Here is a 17714-nt window from a genome sequence, read left to right as displayed (position 1 = left end):
CTTCAGGCGGCTATCCACACGCTATAACAACAGGTATATAATTATGCTGATTTATGTATGTAAATAACAGACAACCTGTATATTTGCGTCTTTCTATACCTAGCTTAAGTTTATCTGCCCACCAGCCTATGAAGCAACTTTTACGCCTGCTGCTCGGGATTATCCCGTGCTTTTTTCTTGCCTGCGATTATAGCCCCTCGGGGAGTCATTTTGAGGAGGTAAACCCTCACGTCGACGTTGTTGGCGATATCCAGTTAGACAACTTCCCGGAGCAGGACACCCTGATGCTGCGGGGATCGGTCAATCTACAATTCAATGTTTCCCTTCCGGGGCGCACCATTTATTCTGTCGAGCTTTTGCTGGATAAAAAATCGCTGGGCACGGCTACGTCAGCCACAGGACAGCGCCAGCTGCAGACAACCGATTTTGCCGACGGCTATTATAAATTACAGCTGAATGTGGTAGGCAACTCAGGAACAGGCAGCCTGGCAGACAAAGCAGGGGCCGAGGGTGTACAGGTATACAGAACGTGGGTGGTGTACATCGATAACACCATCCCAAAACCCGTTACGCTCACGAGCGTGAAAGCCGAAGATGGCAGTCTGAAGGTGGAATGGAAAAAGTACCGGGGAACCGGCTTCCAGAAGTATGAGATCATGCGCCAGTATCCGGGCCAACAGTTCACCAGTGTGGTCGTTGCCACGATTACCGATCCGAACCAGACCACCTGGTTCGACACCGACTACCTGGGAGAGCGGGTTTCCTATAACGTGGTGACGCGGGTAAACGGCTACTATTATAACCTGTACAGCAATTCGATCCCTTACTTTTATCCGAAACCGCAGGTGCTGAGCAGCACAATCAGCCCAGCTAAAGAACTTATTATCACATTCAGCTCCACTCCATTCTACAGGAATCTTGGCAGCTACGAACTTACCCTGAATTCCAACAGGGTTTTTACCATGACCAATTCCAAGGATACGGTCGTTACCACACCTGCAAACATATTTGGGGAAGAGCTCCATGCCACCCTGTTTACCTACCCCAAGTCATTCCCGGGAGCTAGCTCAAGGTATGAGGTGGACTATGCCATCTTATCAGGTCTGGGCGCTCCCTGGGGACCGCTGAGCGTCGAAGGTCTGTTTGGGATGCCCGCTTCCGGAAAGCTTTATTTTACTGACAGAGGCTATCTCAAGGTGGTGGATGCCGCCACCCGGCATGTCGAGCAGCAGCGGAACATTATGTACCTGCAGGCCGACAGCGAGAAACAGGACGTGATCTCCCAGGATGGCAAGATCCTGTATAGCATCATCGGCAATGCCGTTCACAGGCTGCACCCGCTCACGCTTCAGACGCTGGCGTCCTACGAACTGAACGACTTACTGCCAGAGGAACTCTATCATTTCAGTATGCTGGATGGCGTGAGCAACAACAACCGGCTGATTCTGCGGGCCCGCAACGCAGAGTATTACGAAGACACAAAGGATCATGCCTATGTGATCGATATGGAGCAGCAAAAGGTCGTCACGGCAATTGAGGCTCATCTATCTTATAGCTACTCCATGATCAGTCCGGATGGAAAAATCATTAGTGCTGCGGATCAGGTATATGTGGAGCAAAGTAACGGCAGCTGGAAAAAGCTGTCGCTGACAAAGCAGGAGGCGAATACCCTTACCTTTCACAGGGCCAGTCCGCTGTTCTTCACCACCAAAGGGACAACCATTTCCTTTTACTCCACGACGGATGGCACGCTCCAGTCAACCCTTGAAACAGAAAGAGAGTTGTACATGCCCGATACGGATCCTTTTACAGGCCACCTCTATGGCAGCAATTCTAACCAGGTCTTTATTTACAACAGCAGTACGGGACAGTTAGTCAACAAGCTCGAAGTAGCATTTGGGACCCCGGTTTTCCTCTACAACAACACGCTTTATTCCGGTAACCGCTATCTGAAACTGTAAGGCTATGTCACACTTGAAAACTTTAATCCTGGCAGTATGCCTGCTGCTTTCTGCCAGTGCAGCCATAGCCCAGTCCAGGGTATACCTGGAGCCGCGGCTGGGCTTTGGCACTTTCCGGATGCAATCGATGAAGGAGCTGCAGCGCGTGATGATCGCCAACACCGACTTGAATGCGAAGGCAACAGATACCTTTGGCTCCTATGCTCAGTTCGGCCTCAACGTAGTGTCTGACTTGGGAGAGAATACACGGATTGGGGGTTTCATAGAACACGGCTCTACCGGCGGCCGGGTGGCCTATTCGGACTATTCCGGTGAGTTTCTGTTGGACACGCCACTCAATTACAATGCTTTTGGCGGTTTATTTTATCACCACCAACCGATAAAAGAAAGTACGTTGCGATATGTAGCGGGAGCAGAACTGCATATGCTGATGACGAACATGAAGCTGCAAAGCTACACCAAGATCAATAACACGACTGAGAGCAGTGAAGATAAGTTTAACTCCTTTGGTCTGGGGCTAAAGCCGTTTGTGGGACTGCAGTATCCGTTCCTTGATTTCCCGACTACCCTTTCACTAGGCTACTTATTAGATACGAACTATCCATTCCATGTGCCGGGAGAGCCCAAGCAGCAACTTAGGATCAACAGCAATAACAAAACGTTGCAGCCAGGCTGGGGTGGCCTGCGCATCAACCTGGCAGTCTCCATTCCAATCGTCCGGTAATCGCTCAACGGTGCTGCTCATACCTGTTGGCCTGCAGGATATGCTGCAGCGCTTTTATCTCCGTAGTCGTTAAGGATGCACCCTTGCCGGTCTGCAGCCCCTCGCCGAGCTGCTCCTTTGTCCGGATTCCCAGCACCGCCGCACTCACAGCCGGGTGGTGCAAGGTATAGCGCACCGCCACTTCAGCTGCCGGACGTGCTGCGCCAGCCACGGACTGAACAGCTTTAGCCGCCTGCTGCACCTCCTCTGAGGTATAGCCGAGGTAGGGTTTGGCAGCTTTCCCGGCCAGCAGCCCCTGCGCCAGACTGCCACGGGCCAGCACCCCTATACCTTGCGACTGCAACAGGTCCAGCACTGTTTCCTCCGGCCGTCGGTCAAGCAAACTGTACTGCAGCATGACACTGGCAATGTTGGAGCGCTTCACATACTCCCGTATCACATTGGGCCGGATGGAAGAAATACCATACTGCCGGATCTTGCCCTGTTGCCTGAGCAGTTCAAAGGCATCGATGGTTTCATCGATCGGATCGTCGATGGTGCCGCCATGCAGCTGGTACAGGTCGATGTAGTCGGTCTGCAGGCGACGGAGGCTCTCTTCCACCGCCTGCAGAATATAATTCTTGCTTGGGTTCCAGTCCCAGCCGCTGCCGTCGGGCCGCCACTGGTTACCGACCTTCGTCGCGATGATCACTTTGTCACGCATACCTGCAAAGGCCTTCCCAACCGTTTCCTCGTTTGCTCCCTTGTCGTAGAGATCAGCCGTGTCGAAAAAGTTTATACCTCCGTCCAGCGCCTGGTGTAGGAGTCTGGCATTCACCGCATGGTCGGCGCCCAGGGACATACATCCGAAGGCGATTTCACTGATGCGCAGGTCAGATTTTCCGAGTTGTTTGTAATGCATGTTGATCGTTTTATGTGGCTTCTAGCTATAGCGTGCTTTGGGGGAGAAGGTTGGGGAGAGCCCGATTGTCATCCCCCTGTCCCCTTCGAAGGGGGACTTTAGGCACCTAACAATTTGCAGGTACAATAGGATTGCTGAAGCATAATGCGTTTCTGCAGAATTAACCCACCCCTGCCCCTCCCGAGAGGGGAATCTCTGCCATTACCAGTTTGTAGTCACCAACCCTGTAGCATGTTTCTATAGACCACTTATACCGCTGAAAGGTATAGCAAGGCATACTTGCACGGCAGCTATAGAACAGATAGCCTAGCCAGGTGCGCCCTATGACACTCCACTGTTCGAGCGTTCAGCGAGTTTGGAGGGTCTTGACTTTTTTGCTTACTTTTTGTGTCAAGACAAAAAGTAAGGCCCGCCCGGCCAGGGCAAACAATGAAACAGCTCAGGTTGCCATACCTACAGCCGCCGCTTTGCCAAATGCAAACTGGCCATCATGCACCACCACATTTGCGCTAACGCTAAACTTGCAGTATAAACCACGTGTACCACCACATTCTTAAACATAGGAAACAACTAATTTTCCAGAATAAAACGTATGTTTATACCTCCAACACAAACACGAAACCTAACATGAGCCAAATCACGATCAACAGCCTCGAAGAACTGGAGTCTTACCAGGGGAAAGAACTGGGGGTATCCGAGTACCACACCATCACGCAAGAGCAAATCAAAAACTTCGCTGACGCTACCCTCGATCACCAGTGGATCCATCTCGACGAGAACCGCGCGACCATTGAAACGCCGTTCAGATCAACCATCGCACACGGTTACCTCACCGTATCGCTGCTGCCATACCTGTGGGGACAGATCGTGAAAATCGGGAATGTGAAGATGCAGGTGAACTACGAGATAGAAAGTCTGCGCTTCAACCAGGCCGTAGCCGTGAACAGTCGTGTGCGCCTGCGCGCCAAAATGCTTTCAGTTAAAAACCTACGCGGGATCGCTAAAACGCAGATTGAAGTTACCCTCGAAATCGAGAACAGCCGTAAACCGGCTTATAACGGGATCGTGACGTTCCTGTATCACTTTAATGACTAACCGGTCCTTTAGCCGGCCATCCAGATAAGCAGCTTATGAGTCATCTCGCAGTAGTAAAGCTTCGCGCAGCCTTTCCAGCCTTGCGGGAATCAGGCGACAAAAAACCGTTCATCTATTTCGACGGCCCCGGCGGCACCCAAATGGCGCAGCAGTCCATCGATGGCATGATGGCCTATATTACGGGCGGCATGGCCAACCTGCACGGCGCTTTCCCGACCAGTGTGAGCACCGACAACCTGCTGCTGGAAGGTCGCAAGGCGGTGGCGGATTTGTTGCACTGTGCTCCCGAGGAAGTGGCCTTCGGGCAGAACATGACGACCCTGGCCTTCAGCGTCGCACGCAGCCTGGGCAGCTTTATTTCTTCTGACGACGAAGTAGTTGTGACTGAAATGGACCACCGCGCCAACGTTGATCCCTGGGTGACACTGGCCAAAGACAAGGGTGCCACGGTGCGTTTCATAGAGTTGAACACCGACACCTATACCCTGAACCTGGATAAGCTGGACGAGCTGATCACCGAAAAGACTAAACTGGTTGCGGTGGGGATGTCGTCGAATGTGACGGGAACGGTGACCGATGTAAAGCGGGTGATTGCCAGAGCGAAGGAGGTGAACGCGATTGTGGTGCTTGATGCCGTGCATGCCGTGCCGCACCTGCCGATCGACTTTCAGGAACTGGGCTGCGATATCCTGTTTTGTTCTACCTACAAGTTTTTTGGTCCTCACATTGGCATAGCTGTGATCGCGGCCTCGCTTTTTGAGAAACTGCAGGTATACAAGCTGGCCCCTGCCCCGCAGCAGATACCGGACAAGCTCGAGACGGGCACACAAAACCACGAAGCGATAGCCGGTCTTATCGGAGCAATTACCTTTATAGAGCAATTGGGTGAAGGAGATAGCCGAAGAGCACGGCTCAAATCGGGGATGCAGCGCATCGAAGAGCACGAGCAGGAGTTAACGGCCCGAATGGACAGTTTTCTGCGGCAAGTACCTGGCCTGAAGCTTTATCGCGCAGCAGAGGGCACCTACAAGACCCCCACCTTTGCCTTCACGCTACCAGGTATAAAAGCCCGCGAAGTATCGAGCTGGTTTGCCGAACATTACAACATGTGCATCGCCGATGGCCATTTTTACGCCTCTACCATGGCTGACAAACTGGGTGTGAACCCCATGGGCGGCTGGGTACGCATTGGTCTGGCACCTTATAATACCATGGAGGAAGTAGAGTTGTTTGAGCAGGGGCTGCAGGAGTTTATTCGCACGAGAGTGCGGCAGTAAAGTAAGGCCTTTACTACTCTCCTGCTTCTATTTCACTTCGAAGGAACTCTCGTTAATCCCTAGCTTATTCTTGGAGTGCAGCTCCACCGGAAATCCCCACAGGTAGCGCAGATGCGCCATGGTCTGACGGGCGCTCTTAGTCTCGAGCTTCCGATCCTTCTGCATGTAGTGCGTCAGGTATAGCTTGCTGGTCTGGTGGCGGTCTACGCGGGTAACCTGTATGTTGGGGATATAGCTGGAGCGATCGTACTGTGACGCCAGTTGCTCCCGCACCCGACGGTAGCCGCGCTCGTTGTGGATGGCCCCGATCTGGAACTCCGTCTCTCCTTCGTTGTCAATGATCGTAAACAGCTTCATGTCCCGGATCACTTTCGGGGAGAGGTACTGCAGAATAAAGCTGTCATCGCGGAAGTTTTCCATCACATAGAGCACCTGGTCGAGCCAGTCTTTGCCGATCAGGTCCGGAAACCAGGCCTTGTCCTCCTCGGTCGGCTCCTGGCAGATGCGCTTGATGTCCATGAAAATGTTAAAGCCCAGGGTATAGGGATTGAGGCCGGAGTAAAACTTGCTGTTGTATTCCGGTTGGAAGAGTACGCTGCTGTGGCTCTTGATAAACTCCAGCATGAAGCCGTCGTTGAGGTAGCCCTCTTCAAACATCTTGTTGATGATGTGGTAGTGCACAAAGGTGGCAAAGCCCTCGTTCATAACTTTGGTGGCTCCCTGCGGATAAAAGTATTGCGACACTTTGCGGACAATGCGCACGATCTCGCGCTTCCATGGCGGCATGGCGGGGGCATACTTCTCTATAAAGTACAGGATGTTTTCTTCGGGCTCTTTCGGGAAGCGCCCTTCGTCTGAAGTGAGTAATTCCGGCTCATCAGTTCCCTGTGGTAAGGTGCGCCAGAGTTCGTTGTAGTTTTCGTGCCGGATGGCTGTTAGTTTCTTCAGACGCTCGTTCTCCTCCAACGCCGATAGTTTAGAAGGCTTCTTATACTTGTCCACGCCATAATTCATCAGCGCATGGGCCGCATCGAGCACCCGTTCCACTTCCTCCTCCCCGTACTCTTCCTCACACTTCAGAATATACTCCCGCGCAAAGGCCATGTAGTCCACGATAGAGTCAGCTGAAGTCCAGTCGAGGAACATGTAGTTGTTCGCGAAAAAAGCATTGTGTCCCTGGCAGGCGTGGGCGATTACGAGCAGCATCATGCAGGTGGAGTTGTTCTCCATGTTATAGCTGATGCAGGGGTTCGAGTTGATCACCAGTTCATACGAGAGCCCCATGCGGCCTTTGGTATAGTTGTTCTGGTTCAGCACGAAATCCTTGCCGAACTTCCAGTGCGGATAAGAGGTAGGGAGTCCCGTGAGCGCATAAGCATCGAGCATCTGCTCCGAGGTCACGACTTCGATCTGGTTCGGGTAGGTCTTCAGTTTGAGGTACTCTTGCCCGATCCGGCTGATTACCTCGTCGGCCGCCTGCAGCGTCTCATAATCCCAGTTCGGATCACAAAACATCGCCCGGTATTTCTCTTTTTCTGTCATGGATCAGGATTTAGAGGATTTTAGGATTTTCAGGATTAAATATTCTTCCTTTAATTGATTCTTTTATATCATTTCGACCTTAGAGAGAAACATGGGATTGTACAGGTTCAAGGGTAACGCTGGGGTAGCAATCGTGTACAGGAAAATCCTGTCAATCCTTAAATCCTGTAAATCCTGATCTAGACAGCACTCCGTTTTCTGAACAGTCCCTGGAAAACAGGCCAGATCTCGAAGGGCTCGTATACCTGCCGGATCGAGAAAGAGTCGTCGTCGCTGATGCGGCTGTAGGCCTGCCACAGGTCACTTTCACGCGGATTGTTACTGATTTCGATGTAGGCCATGTATTGGATCACGGGCAGGATATTTTCCAGCAGAAGCTGCTTGCATTCGGTGGCATCCTGCTTCGACCACACATCGCCGTCCGAGGCCTGGCAGCAGTACACGTTCCAGCTATCGTCATAGCGGCTGCGCATGATCTGCTCCATCAGTTTAAGCGATGGTGCCACCACGGTTCCCCCACTCTCCCGCGAGTTAAAAAACTCGTCTTCGCTCACTTCTTTGGCTTCGGTATGGTGCCGGATAAAGACCAGATCCACGTTTTTGTACTGCCGGGTCAAGAAGATGTAAAGTAATGTAAAGAAACGCTTGGCAATGTCCTTCTCGTGCTGCCCCATCGAGGCCGAAACGTCCATGATACAGAACATCACGGCCGAAGTAACAGGTATAGGCACCCGCTCAAAATTGTTGTAGCGTAGGTCGATGTCTTCGAAAAAAGGCAGGGTATTGGCCTGTCGCCGTACCTTCTCGACTTCTTCGGCAAGGGCTGCTTTTTCAGCGGGGTCGGTCGCCAGCGACAGCTGCTCCTCCAGCAGCGCCAACTTCTTGTCCAGTACGCCCTTGAGGGCCAGTCGACGCCCAAGCGACTGTTGGTAGCTGGACTTGATGTTGAGGCGGGAAGGAACGCTGTCGCGGGTATAACCGGCTCGTCGCATCTCAAAATTCTCGGTGCTGTCCATCAGTTTTTTCACCATGTTGGGCAGCGCGAGGTCATCAAAAAAATACTTCAGAAACTCCTCCCGCGACAGCACCACGGTAAACTCATCCTCGGTCACTTCCGGACTGTTGGAACCCTTGCCCCGTCCGCTGCCGGAGCCGGCCCCTCCCCCTTTGGGTTTGGGTACGCGGTCCCCTTCGCTGTACTTGTCGTTGCCGGGGCGCACGGTCTGCTTTTTACCGGTTTTGGGATCGTGGTGAAAAGTCGGCTCTTCGAGTCCGCGCACAGGCACCTTCACACTACCACCGGTACTGCTGTCCTTGATGCTCTCCTGCGAGATGATGTCAGGTATAGCCTTCTTGATCTGGTTCTCCACCCGCTTCAAAAACTTCTGCCGGTTGCCAGTAGATTTCCCCTTATCGTTCTTCCGTCTGTCGATGATGTGGCTCATACTCCCCTCCTATGCCATTGTCTTGCGCACGCGCATAAACCAGTCTACCAGGATGCGGATCTGCTTGTCGGTGTAGCCGCGGTCGCGCATGCGGCGCGTGAAGTCGCGGTGCTTCTTCTCGTCTTCCTCGTTTGTTTTCACATTGAAGGAAACAACCGGCAGCAGGTCTTCCGTGTTGGTGAAGATTTTCTTCTCGATCACATTTTTGATCTTTTCATAAGAATCCCAGCGTGGGCTCTTGCCTCCGTGGTTGGCCTTATGACGCAGGAAGAAATTCGTTACCTCGGAGCGGAAATCTTTCGGATTGGCGATGCCTGCCGGCTTCTCGATCTTCTCCAGTTCATCGTTCAAAATGCTGCGGTCGAAGATCTCGCCGGAATCCGGATCGCGGTAGTCGTTGTTCTGCATCCAGTGATCGGCATATACCACGTACTTCTCGAAGATATTCTGTCCGTACGAGCTGTAGGACTCGATGTAGGCCTTCTGAATTTCATCCGAAATAAACTCGGCATACTTGCTGGCCAGCACCGACTTGATCAGGTGCAGGTATTTGGTTTCGGTTTCAGGCGGCAGCATCATTTTGATTACCTCCTGCTCCAGCACATACAAAAGGTGCACCGGGTTAGCGGCAATCTCTTCGCTGTCGAAATTGAATACCTTGGAAAGTATCTTGAAAGCAAAACGGGTGGAAATGCCCTGCATACCTTCATTTATACCGGCATCGTCGCGGTACTCCTGTATGGACTTCGCATTGGGGTCAGTTTCGCGCAAAGTTTCGCCGTTGTATACCCGCATTTTGGAGTAGATGCTGGAATTTTCCGGCTCCTTCAGGCGCGACATCACCGAAAACTCGGCCAGCAGCTCAATGGTCTTTGGAGCGCAGGGAGAATCTTTGAGGGAGCTCTCGCGAATGAGTTTTTCGTAGATTTTGATCTCCTCGCTCACACGCAGGCAGTAAGGCACCTGCACTTTGTAGATGCGGTCGAGAAAGGCTTCGTTCTTTTTATCGTTGAGGAATTTGGCCCACTCTGATTCGTTGGAGTGCGCCAGTATAATGCCGTCGAAAGGTATAGCGCCAATGGGTTCGGTGCCTTTGTAGTTCTTTTCCTGGGTAGCGGTGAGCAGTGGGTTGAGCACTTTGATCGGAGCCTTGAACATTTCCACAAACTCCAGCAAACCCTGGTTAGCCAGGCACAGGCCACCGGTATAGGAATAAGCATCCGGGTCGCTCTGCTGGTACTCTGCTAATTTTCGGATGTCCACCTTACCTACCAATGTTGAAATATCCTGGTTGTTCTCGTCGCCCGGCTCCGTTTTAGAAATGGCGATCTGTTCCTGGATAGACGGGAAAAGCCGGACTACCTTAAAACGATTGATGTCGCCGTCGAATTCGCGCAGCCGTTTGGAGGCCCAGGGACTCATACAGCCCGGAATGTAGCGGGTAGGTATACCATACTCCTCCTCCAGCTCTTCGACATAGTCGGCAAACAACCCGAGCGGACTTTCAAACACGGGGCTGATCTGCTCGCCCGCTTTGAGCACGTAGATGGGGTTCTGCTGCATCAGGTGCTTCAGCTTTTCGGCCAGGGAGCTTTTGCCGCCCCCCACCGGGCCCATCAGGTATAGGATTTGCTTTTTCTCCTCCAGGCCCTGCGCCGAGTGCCGGAAGTAGGACACGATCTGCTCGATAGTGCTTTCCATCCCGTAGAAATCGCGGAAGGCGGGGTAGATCTTGATTTTTTTGTTGGAGAAGATGCGGCTCAGTTTTGGGTCCTGGCGCGTGTCGAGCATCTCGGGCTCCCCGATCGCATCGAGGATCCGCTCAGCGGGCTTGGCGTACATTTTCGGGTCTTTCCGGCACTCCTCAAGATAGGCAGCTACTGTCATCTCGTTCATGGAGGCACTGTAATTGGTCTTGATCTTTTCTAAAATATTCATAGGGCGTATTTTTAGAGAATCATTTTATACCTGAGAGCAATAAGCAGTGGCACCGAAAAGAAGAGCCCGTTTACTGCCTGTCAGCTGAATGTGTCATCATTTGAGTATGTTATGGTCTGCATCCCTTAAAAGAATGCCACTTTGCTTGTTTGTATATCCGGTACCCGCGCATCGGCCAGGCCTTTGATAGTATGAGGCTATGTGCTTATGCACAGGTATGCGGGCAGGAAATGCGTACACGTACACATGAAGCAGGGCGCTGCTTTCCATTGCCCGGAACAGGGGAAGAGTGGCTTGGCGACAAAATGGGCTGTCCCCTGTGCCCTATGTTATGCTATACGAAGAATTTTACCTCCTTGCGGTTAGGTGCGGCCCCTCTTTATTTGCAGAACAGCACACTTTCATTTTAAATTCAAAATCGGTAATATTTTATAACTTCACATCTATACGTATTTTGTACAAATCTGTCTATCCCTATACCTGTTGTTGCAGACCGGGCATGACAGAACAATACGACACCTATGCACGAAGAACACCTGAACCCACGCCAGATGCCGCTTTTCCAGAAGGGACGCGAGATCTATGACCTGACACAAAAAATCAGTGATCTGATACCTGATGATGACCGTCGCCTGGCCAGCAGCAAAGCTTTTATGCTGGAAGATGCCGCTATGCTGAGCGTAAAAGTGGCAGGCGCTGAGGGTGGTGACCTGTATGATATCCGGATGGAATGCGCCACCCTGATCCGCAAGGCGGCCCGTGACCTGCAGAACCATTGCAACACCCTGACCATGTTCGGCTTTGAGCATATCCACTACCTGCACCTGATCAAAGAAGCGCTGGAGGAGTACCGCCTGTTGTTTGTGGAATGGGTAAAAACCTTTGACGCCTGGAACTATGCCGTGGACCGTTGGGGCCTGTTCAACCCGCCCGGCGTGCAACCTGATGACCCGGATCCGGAAAGGGGCCTGGACGGCTTTTAGGAAGTGTATGCAGCCATATGGCACAGGAATGAGTATAAACCAAAAAAGAGGGCGATCATGAAGCAGGAAATGGAAAGCTGGGATGAAGCGCGATATATGGAGCTGAACACCTATTTCAGAATAAAAATACAGGGCATGGTTGACTCTGACCCTTACATCCGGGAACTTCAGAAAGCAGCGGGAGGTCTGCAGCTGGCAGACCTGATCGACCGGATGACAGAAAGTGACCAGGAGCTGTGGGCGGAGTTTATAAGACTTGACCGCATCAAGCTGCACCTCGATATGCAAAACCACCTGGAAGGCCGGGGCACTCCCTACACACCACGCTACGGTTTTGGTGGATCATCGGAAGAGGAAGACAATTCCATTCCCTGGTAATGAAACAGGCCGAAGAAATGTAAGATAAGGTGCAAAAGAGCCAAACTTTTTACCGGATTGTCGTTTATACAATGGTTGGTATGGTCTGCGGGTTAAAACATTGTTAATTTACCATATATCCCGTTATTCCATTTCATTTTAATTACATTTTTACATAATTTCGCTTCGATAAGAGACAATTCACGGACACATAAAAAATACAGGCATGTCAGAACACGCTGAAATAATTTTAGAGGGGAAGTCCTACAAGTTCCCGGTTGTAACTGGTACTGAGAATGAGAAAGCAATTGATATAGCTGCTTTGCGCTCGGAGTCAGGCTACATCACCCTGGACTCAGGTTATAAAAATACAGGTGCTACCAAGAGTGCGATCACTTTCCTGGACGGAGAGCAGGGCATTCTGCACTACAGAGGTTATCCGATTGAGCAACTGGCTGAGAAGTCAAACTTCATTGAAGTGGCTTACCTGCTGATCTACGGTGCCCTGCCAACAAAGCAGGAACTCGATGATTTCAGCGGCAAGATCAAGATGCACACCCTCGTGAACGAGGACATGCGCAAGATACTGGACGGCTTCCCGTCTGCAGCGCACCCAATGGGCATCCTGTCTGCTATGATCAGCTCCCTGACAGCTTTTTATCCGGAGTCACTTAATCCGAACCAGACAAAAGAGGAGATGGATCTTTCTATCATCCGTTTGATGGCTAAGATCTCTACGATAGCTGCCTGGTCTTACAAAAACTCTGTAGGCCATCCGGTGAACTACCCTAAGAACAAGCTGGACTACTGCTCAAACTTCCTGCACATGATGTTCGCCTTCCCTACGGAAGATTACGAAATCAATCCTGTGGTAGTGGATGCGATCAACAAGCTGCTTATCCTACATGCTGACCACGAGCAGAACTGCTCTACGTCTACTGTGCGTCTGGTAGGTTCAGCTAATGCCAGCCTGTACTCTTCTGTATCTGCCGGTATCAGCGCCCTGTGGGGTCCGCTGCACGGTGGTGCCAACCAGGCTGTAATCGAGATGCTCGAAGCTATTAAGGCTGACGGTGGTGACTCGAAGAAATACATTGCGAAAGCTAAAGACAAAGACGATCCTTTCCGTCTGATGGGCTTCGGTCACCGTGTGTACAAGAACTTCGACCCGCGTGCCCGCATCATCAAGAAAGCAGCTGACGAGGTATTGACTGCCCTTGGCATCAACGACCCGATCCTGACCATTGCAATGGAACTGGAAGAAGCTGCCCTGAACGATCCGTATTTCGTAGAGCGTAAGCTGTACCCTAACGTAGACTTCTACTCAGGCATAATCTACCGTGCGCTTGGTATTCCAACCGACATGTTTACGGTGATGTTCGCCCTGGGTCGTCTGCCAGGCTGGATCGCACAGTGGAAAGAGATGCGTGAGCAGAAAGAGCCGATCGGCCGTCCGCGTCAGATCTACACTGGTGAAACAGAGCGTAACTACGTAGATATCGAGAATAGATAATTTCTGAGTTTAGATAAAGGAACGGCCCGCTACTTTGCAGTAGCGGGCCGTTTTCATATCAGATGATTGCTGTTTCGGCAGGTATAGCGATAAGGGAGCGGACAGGCTTAGCTCGCAGCTGGTATAGAAGAGCGGCCTACAGCACCCGCATCTCGATACGGCGGTTCTGGCTGCGGTTTTCGTCGGAGGTGTTCGGCTTCACCGGGCGACTCTCGCCGTGACCTACGGAGGTGATGCGGTCTTTAGGCACTTTGTTACTGCGCAGGTAATCGGCCACAGAACGGGCTCGGCGCTCTGACAGGACTTTGTTATCAGCGTCGGAGCCGATGTCATCGGTATGCCCCGAGATCTCGATACGAACAGCGGGGTTTTGCTGCATGAACGTGATCAGCTTATCGAGCTCGGTCTTCGACTTGCGCTCCAGCTTATACTGGCCCGTATCGAAGAACAGGTTGTTGAGCACAATCGCTGCTCCGGACTTGATCGGTTTCAGGTATACGTCTAGCGCCACCGGGCTCAGGGCTTTTTCAGAAGTATAGTCGAAGCTCAGGCTGTTCATCAGGAAACCAGGAGCTGAAACGTACAGGGCGTACTGCCCTCCTTCTGATAGCACGATCGTATAATCACCCGACACCTTATCGGAGTTAACCTGCTGTACCAGCGAGTCGGCACTCACATCATAGAGCTGTACCACGGCAGCAATCGGTTTTTTGGTATCGGCGTGGAAAACACGGCCCTGGGCATAGGTGCTATTCACTTTGCTGCGCCAGTTCTCCGGCACGTCCAGTTCGTAAAGTTGTATAGTGGAAGCACCTGCCTCCGTCATCTCCTGACGGGAATAATAGCCTTTTTTATTGTCAGCTGTAATGAAAAGCGATCCTTCGTCAGCATGCGTATTCAGGGGGTAGCCCATATTTTCGGGATCACTCCACTTGCTCCTGTTGTCCTGCGTCGTCATAAACACGTCGAGGCCTCCCATACCCAGGTGTCCGTCGCTCACAAAGTAGAGTGTGCTCCCACTCACGTGTATAAAGGGAGCCATGTCACGCCCTCTGGAGTTCACGGGCTCTCCCATGTTTTCAGGTTTCTGCCATGAGCCATCCTCGTTCAGGCGTGTTACCCAAATATCCTCTTTGCCAATGCCGCCTGGTCTGGTAGATGTAAAGTAAAGAGTACGTCCATCGGCAGACAGGCTAGGTTGGGAGTCCCATGCTTTGGAATTCACCACCGATCCCATGTTTTTGGGTTTGCTCCACTCATCACCACTCCTGAAAGAAATGTACAGATCACAGTCGCCCTGGCTATCGGAGCGGTTGCAGGAAGTGAACACAAGCGTTTTGCCATCACCGGAAATGGTCGCGGCACCCTCGTTTGCAGTAGTGTTAATGGCTGGAGAAATAGAGTTTGGCGGGCTCCACTTGTTGTCGCGGTACTGGCTCACAAATATGTTTTCGTCCTGGTCAGGACGATGGCCTAGTCGTGCCGTAAAAATCAGGTGACGCTGGTCAGCTGTGGTAGAGGGGAAATACTGCAGCTCGAAGCGGTTGACATTGTCAGGCAGTCTGACGGGGTTAAAGCTTACTGGCTTCTTCATGGCCTCCGCAGCAAAATCAGCGGACTGGATCTGCTGACGGGCAAAGTCGGCCATACGCCCGTTGCGCGGCTTTCCACGCAGGAAAAGCTCAAAGTTTTTACGGGCGTTTTCGTAGTCGCCCCGTTCGAAGTAAAGGTCAGCCAGGTCGAAGTAGCTGTTCATCAACCCGGCGTTAAATGGCTTGAGCGCCAAGCCTTTCTGCAGGTTTTCGAACACCTCTGGTTTATTGCCCATGGCCCGGTGCAGGTGGGCAATTTTCAGGTAAGCATCAGCGTATTTTGGATCACGCTCAATGGCCTCGTCGAGGTAGGTAAGCGCCTTGTTAAAATCGCGTGCCTGTGCGGCTTCTTCTGCTTTGTAGTAAAGTGTTACTGCTTTCCTGGAATTGGAGGCCGGTCTGCCCTGTGCCAGACAGGAGGTCGCTACACTAAATGTAATCAGAGTCAGAAGAAGCAGCGGCTTAAGCATAGCTTTTTAAGGAATATCCATGTACTTGTGCGTCTGCAAAGACACACGCCATTGGGGGTTGTTTTTAACGTATTCGACAATAAGTGGCATCAATTGCCCGGCTTTGCTCCACTCTGGCTGCAGGTATAGCTTACACTCAGCTCCTACCCTTGCCGCATGCTCTTCGGCCCATGCAAAATCCGATTTGTTAAATATAATGACTTTTAGCTCATCTGCAAAAGGATATACAGAAGCATCGGGCGCCTTGAACTTCTTGGGAGACAAACACACCCAGTCCCAGTAACCGCTCAAAGGATAAGCCCCGGAGGTTTCGATCATGGTGCGTATACCTGCTTCCTGCAATCCGGCTGTTAGCGGGTTGAGGTTATAAAGCAGCGGTTCGCCGCCTGTTACTACGACGGTTTTACCCGGAAAGGTTTTAGCGGTTGTCACAATTTCCCCTATAGGAGTGAGTGGATGCTGCTCGGCGTCCCAGCTCTCTTTTACATCGCACCAGTGACAGCCCACATCACAGCCACCAAGCCTGATAAAGTAAGCTGCCGTGCCGGTGTTGCCACCTTCGCCTTGTATCGTATAAAATGCCTCCATCAGCGGAAGTTCACTGCCGTCTTTGGGCACTGAATGAATGGAGGCGGTTTTGTATGCTTTTGTCGTTTCCAAATCTGTATTCCAATGGCTATACCTGAAACATCAGGTACAGGCCTTCATTAAATAATGGTGCGGCTATACCTGTCATAATTATAAGCCCGCACCGAACTTGCAAAGTTAGTCAAAAAAGCAACAAGGTAGAGAGCAACTTATGTTCCGTTATACCTGAGCAGATTAAGAGTTCGGGTAACCTCATTATTTCGGGTATGCACCTTGGACCGCAACAGTCCGATTCGTGCACGGACACTCACACGAAGAGGCCTTTGGAGAAGCCGCTACCATAAAAGATAAAACCCCCTCCTGTTTCCAGGAGGGGGTTAAAGAGATTTTCTAGCATGCAAAAGCCTTAGGCGTATACCTCTTTTCTTGCGGCTCTCAAGGTATTTTTCAGCAACATGGCGATGGTCAGCGGCCCTACGCCACCTGGCACGGGTGTGATATAGCTGCACTTTGGTGCCACATTGTCGAAGTCAACATCTCCACGCAGCCTGTAACCAGACTTGCGGGAAGTGTCAGGAACGCGGGTAGTGCCCACGTCGATCACCACAGCGCCTTCTTTCACCATGTCGGCAGTTACCAGACCTGGCAAGCCTACGGCCGCAATGATGATATCAGCCTGGCGGGTATAATAAGGCAGGTCAACGGTGTTGCGGTGGCAAAGTGTTACAGTAGCGTTGCCCGGGTAGGCGGCCTTAGCCATCAGGATGCTCATAGGAGAACCCACAATGTTGCTGCGGCCGATCACAACGCAGTGCTTGCCGTTCGTTTCGATGCCGTAGCGTTCGATTAGTTGCAGGATACCATAAGGAGTGGCTGGCAGGAAAGAGGTCAGACCAGCGACCATACGGCCTACGTTAGCCGGGTGGAAACCATCCACGTCTTTCTTAGGATCAACCGCCTCCAGCACCTTCTGGGTGTTGATGTGCTTGGGTAGCGGCAGCTGCACGATAAAACCGTCCACTTCCTCGCTCTCGTTCAGTTCCTGTATCTTGCTGAGCAATTCTTCTTCGGTCACATCATCTTCGTAACGCACCAGCGTAGAACCAAAACCTACTTTTTCGCAGGCCAGCACTTTGTTGTTCACATACGTGACAGAGCCGCCGTCATTGCCTACCAGTATCGCCGCCAGATGCGGCACCTTGCCTCCATTGGCTTTAATTTCGGCAACTTCAGCTGCAATCTCTTGCTGAATGGCTTCGGATGTTTTTTTACCGTCGAGCAGAATCATGTTTTTAATTGAAAGTTATGAGTTAAGAGTTCTGTGTTGA

Annotated in this window: 14 protein-coding genes; 7 read left to right on the top strand and 7 right to left on the bottom strand. The window is 51.7% G+C overall.

Annotation, left to right across the window (positions count from 1 at the left end; all coding sequences use genetic code 11):
- The first annotated feature begins 128 nt into the window (after positions 1–128).
- Positions 129–1961, top strand: a complete 1833-nt coding sequence (locus BW972_RS07675; protein WP_076421685.1) for a hypothetical protein — start codon at positions 129–131, stop codon at positions 1959–1961.
- A gap of 4 nt (positions 1962–1965) precedes the next feature.
- The gene (locus BW972_RS07670) at positions 1966–2685 is read left to right on the top strand and encodes a hypothetical protein (RefSeq protein ID WP_076421684.1); all 720 of its coding nucleotides are present in this window, start codon (positions 1966–1968) and stop codon (positions 2683–2685) included.
- A 4-nt stretch (positions 2686–2689) separates the two neighbouring features.
- Here the strand turns inward: BW972_RS07670 and BW972_RS07665 are convergent, their stop codons facing one another.
- Complete coding sequence (locus tag BW972_RS07665) at positions 2690–3586, bottom strand: aldo/keto reductase (RefSeq protein ID WP_076421683.1); 897 nt, start codon at positions 3584–3586, stop codon at positions 2690–2692.
- A gap of 627 nt (positions 3587–4213) precedes the next feature.
- Between BW972_RS07665 and BW972_RS07660 the strand changes: the two genes are divergently transcribed.
- Entirely contained in the window at positions 4214–4681 is a 468-nt protein-coding gene (locus tag BW972_RS07660; protein WP_007658171.1) for a MaoC family dehydratase, read from the top strand.
- 35 nt (positions 4682–4716) lie between these two features.
- A complete protein-coding gene (locus BW972_RS07655) occupies positions 4717–5958 on the top strand; it encodes a cysteine desulfurase-like protein (RefSeq protein ID WP_076421682.1) in 1242 nt (413 codons plus the stop codon).
- Positions 5959–5985: 27 nt separating this feature from the next.
- Here the strand turns inward: BW972_RS07655 and BW972_RS07650 are convergent, their stop codons facing one another.
- From BW972_RS07650 to BW972_RS07640, 3 genes are all read right to left on the bottom strand, one after another.
- Positions 5986–7500 carry a SpoVR family protein gene (locus tag BW972_RS07650; RefSeq protein ID WP_076421681.1) on the bottom strand — a complete coding sequence of 505 codons (1515 nt, stop codon included), beginning with the start codon at positions 7498–7500 and terminating at the stop codon, positions 5986–5988.
- A gap of 179 nt (positions 7501–7679) precedes the next feature.
- Positions 7680–8945: a YeaH/YhbH family protein gene (locus BW972_RS07645; protein WP_076421680.1), complete on the bottom strand. Its 1266-nt coding sequence runs from the start codon at positions 8943–8945 to the stop codon at positions 7680–7682.
- 9 nt (positions 8946–8954) lie between these two features.
- On the bottom strand, positions 8955–10883 hold the full coding sequence (locus tag BW972_RS07640) for a PrkA family serine protein kinase (RefSeq protein WP_076421679.1): 1929 nt from the start codon (positions 10881–10883) through the stop codon (positions 8955–8957).
- A 521-nt stretch (positions 10884–11404) separates the two neighbouring features.
- Between BW972_RS07640 and BW972_RS07635 the strand changes: the two genes are divergently transcribed.
- From BW972_RS07635 to BW972_RS07625, 3 genes are all read left to right on the top strand, one after another.
- Positions 11405–11866 (top strand): hypothetical protein, encoded by a 462-nt coding sequence (locus BW972_RS07635; protein ID WP_076421678.1) that lies wholly within the window; start codon positions 11405–11407, stop codon positions 11864–11866.
- Positions 11867–11923: 57 nt separating this feature from the next.
- The gene (locus tag BW972_RS07630; protein WP_076421677.1) at positions 11924–12244 is read left to right on the top strand and encodes a hypothetical protein; all 321 of its coding nucleotides are present in this window, start codon (positions 11924–11926) and stop codon (positions 12242–12244) included.
- 205 nt (positions 12245–12449) lie between these two features.
- Positions 12450–13736 (top strand): citrate synthase, encoded by a 1287-nt coding sequence (locus tag BW972_RS07625; RefSeq protein WP_007658151.1) that lies wholly within the window; start codon positions 12450–12452, stop codon positions 13734–13736.
- 136 nt (positions 13737–13872) lie between these two features.
- On the opposite strand, the gene BW972_RS07620 is transcribed toward BW972_RS07625, so the two are convergent.
- The 3 genes from BW972_RS07620 to BW972_RS07610 form a co-directional block, all read right to left on the bottom strand.
- On the bottom strand, positions 13873–15798 hold the full coding sequence (locus tag BW972_RS07620; RefSeq protein ID WP_076421676.1) for an OmpA family protein: 1926 nt from the start codon (positions 15796–15798) through the stop codon (positions 13873–13875).
- A gap of 6 nt (positions 15799–15804) precedes the next feature.
- Positions 15805–16458, bottom strand: a complete 654-nt coding sequence (locus BW972_RS07615) for a 7-carboxy-7-deazaguanine synthase QueE (RefSeq protein WP_007658145.1) — start codon at positions 16456–16458, stop codon at positions 15805–15807.
- 334 nt (positions 16459–16792) lie between these two features.
- A complete protein-coding gene (locus BW972_RS07610) occupies positions 16793–17674 on the bottom strand; it encodes a bifunctional 5,10-methylenetetrahydrofolate dehydrogenase/5,10-methenyltetrahydrofolate cyclohydrolase (protein ID WP_007658144.1) in 882 nt (293 codons plus the stop codon).
- Positions 17675–17714: the final 40 nt, after the last annotated feature.

The sequence above is a fragment of the Pontibacter lucknowensis genome (genome assembly GCF_900156415.1).
In the GTDB taxonomy this organism is placed as follows: Bacteria; Bacteroidota; Bacteroidia; order Cytophagales; family Hymenobacteraceae; genus Pontibacter; species Pontibacter lucknowensis.
This window is presented reverse-complemented; position numbering and strand designations above follow the sequence as displayed.

Excerpts from the sequence above, each read along its gene's own strand:
- BW972_RS07675 (WP_076421685.1), top strand. The coding sequence starts at position 129 with ATGAAGCAACTTTTACGCCTGCTGCTCGGGATTATCCCGTGCTTTTTT.
- BW972_RS07670 (WP_076421684.1), top strand. The coding sequence starts at position 1,966 with ATGTCACACTTGAAAACTTTAATCCTGGCAGTATGCCTGCTGCTTTCT.
- BW972_RS07665 (WP_076421683.1), bottom strand. The coding sequence starts at position 3,586 with ATGCATTACAAACAACTCGGAAAATCTGACCTGCGCATCAGTGAAATC.
- BW972_RS07660 (WP_007658171.1), top strand. The coding sequence starts at position 4,214 with ATGAGCCAAATCACGATCAACAGCCTCGAAGAACTGGAGTCTTACCAG.
- BW972_RS07655 (WP_076421682.1), top strand. The coding sequence starts at position 4,717 with ATGAGTCATCTCGCAGTAGTAAAGCTTCGCGCAGCCTTTCCAGCCTTG.
- BW972_RS07650 (WP_076421681.1), bottom strand. The coding sequence starts at position 7,500 with ATGACAGAAAAAGAGAAATACCGGGCGATGTTTTGTGATCCGAACTGG.
- BW972_RS07645 (WP_076421680.1), bottom strand. The coding sequence starts at position 8,945 with ATGAGCCACATCATCGACAGACGGAAGAACGATAAGGGGAAATCTACT.
- BW972_RS07640 (WP_076421679.1), bottom strand. The coding sequence starts at position 10,883 with ATGAATATTTTAGAAAAGATCAAGACCAATTACAGTGCCTCCATGAAC.
- BW972_RS07635 (WP_076421678.1), top strand. The coding sequence starts at position 11,405 with ATGCACGAAGAACACCTGAACCCACGCCAGATGCCGCTTTTCCAGAAG.
- BW972_RS07630 (WP_076421677.1), top strand. The coding sequence starts at position 11,924 with ATGAAGCAGGAAATGGAAAGCTGGGATGAAGCGCGATATATGGAGCTG.
- BW972_RS07625 (WP_007658151.1), top strand. The coding sequence starts at position 12,450 with ATGTCAGAACACGCTGAAATAATTTTAGAGGGGAAGTCCTACAAGTTC.
- BW972_RS07620 (WP_076421676.1), bottom strand. The coding sequence starts at position 15,798 with ATGCTTAAGCCGCTGCTTCTTCTGACTCTGATTACATTTAGTGTAGCG.
- BW972_RS07610 (WP_007658144.1), bottom strand. The coding sequence starts at position 17,674 with ATGATTCTGCTCGACGGTAAAAAAACATCCGAAGCCATTCAGCAAGAG.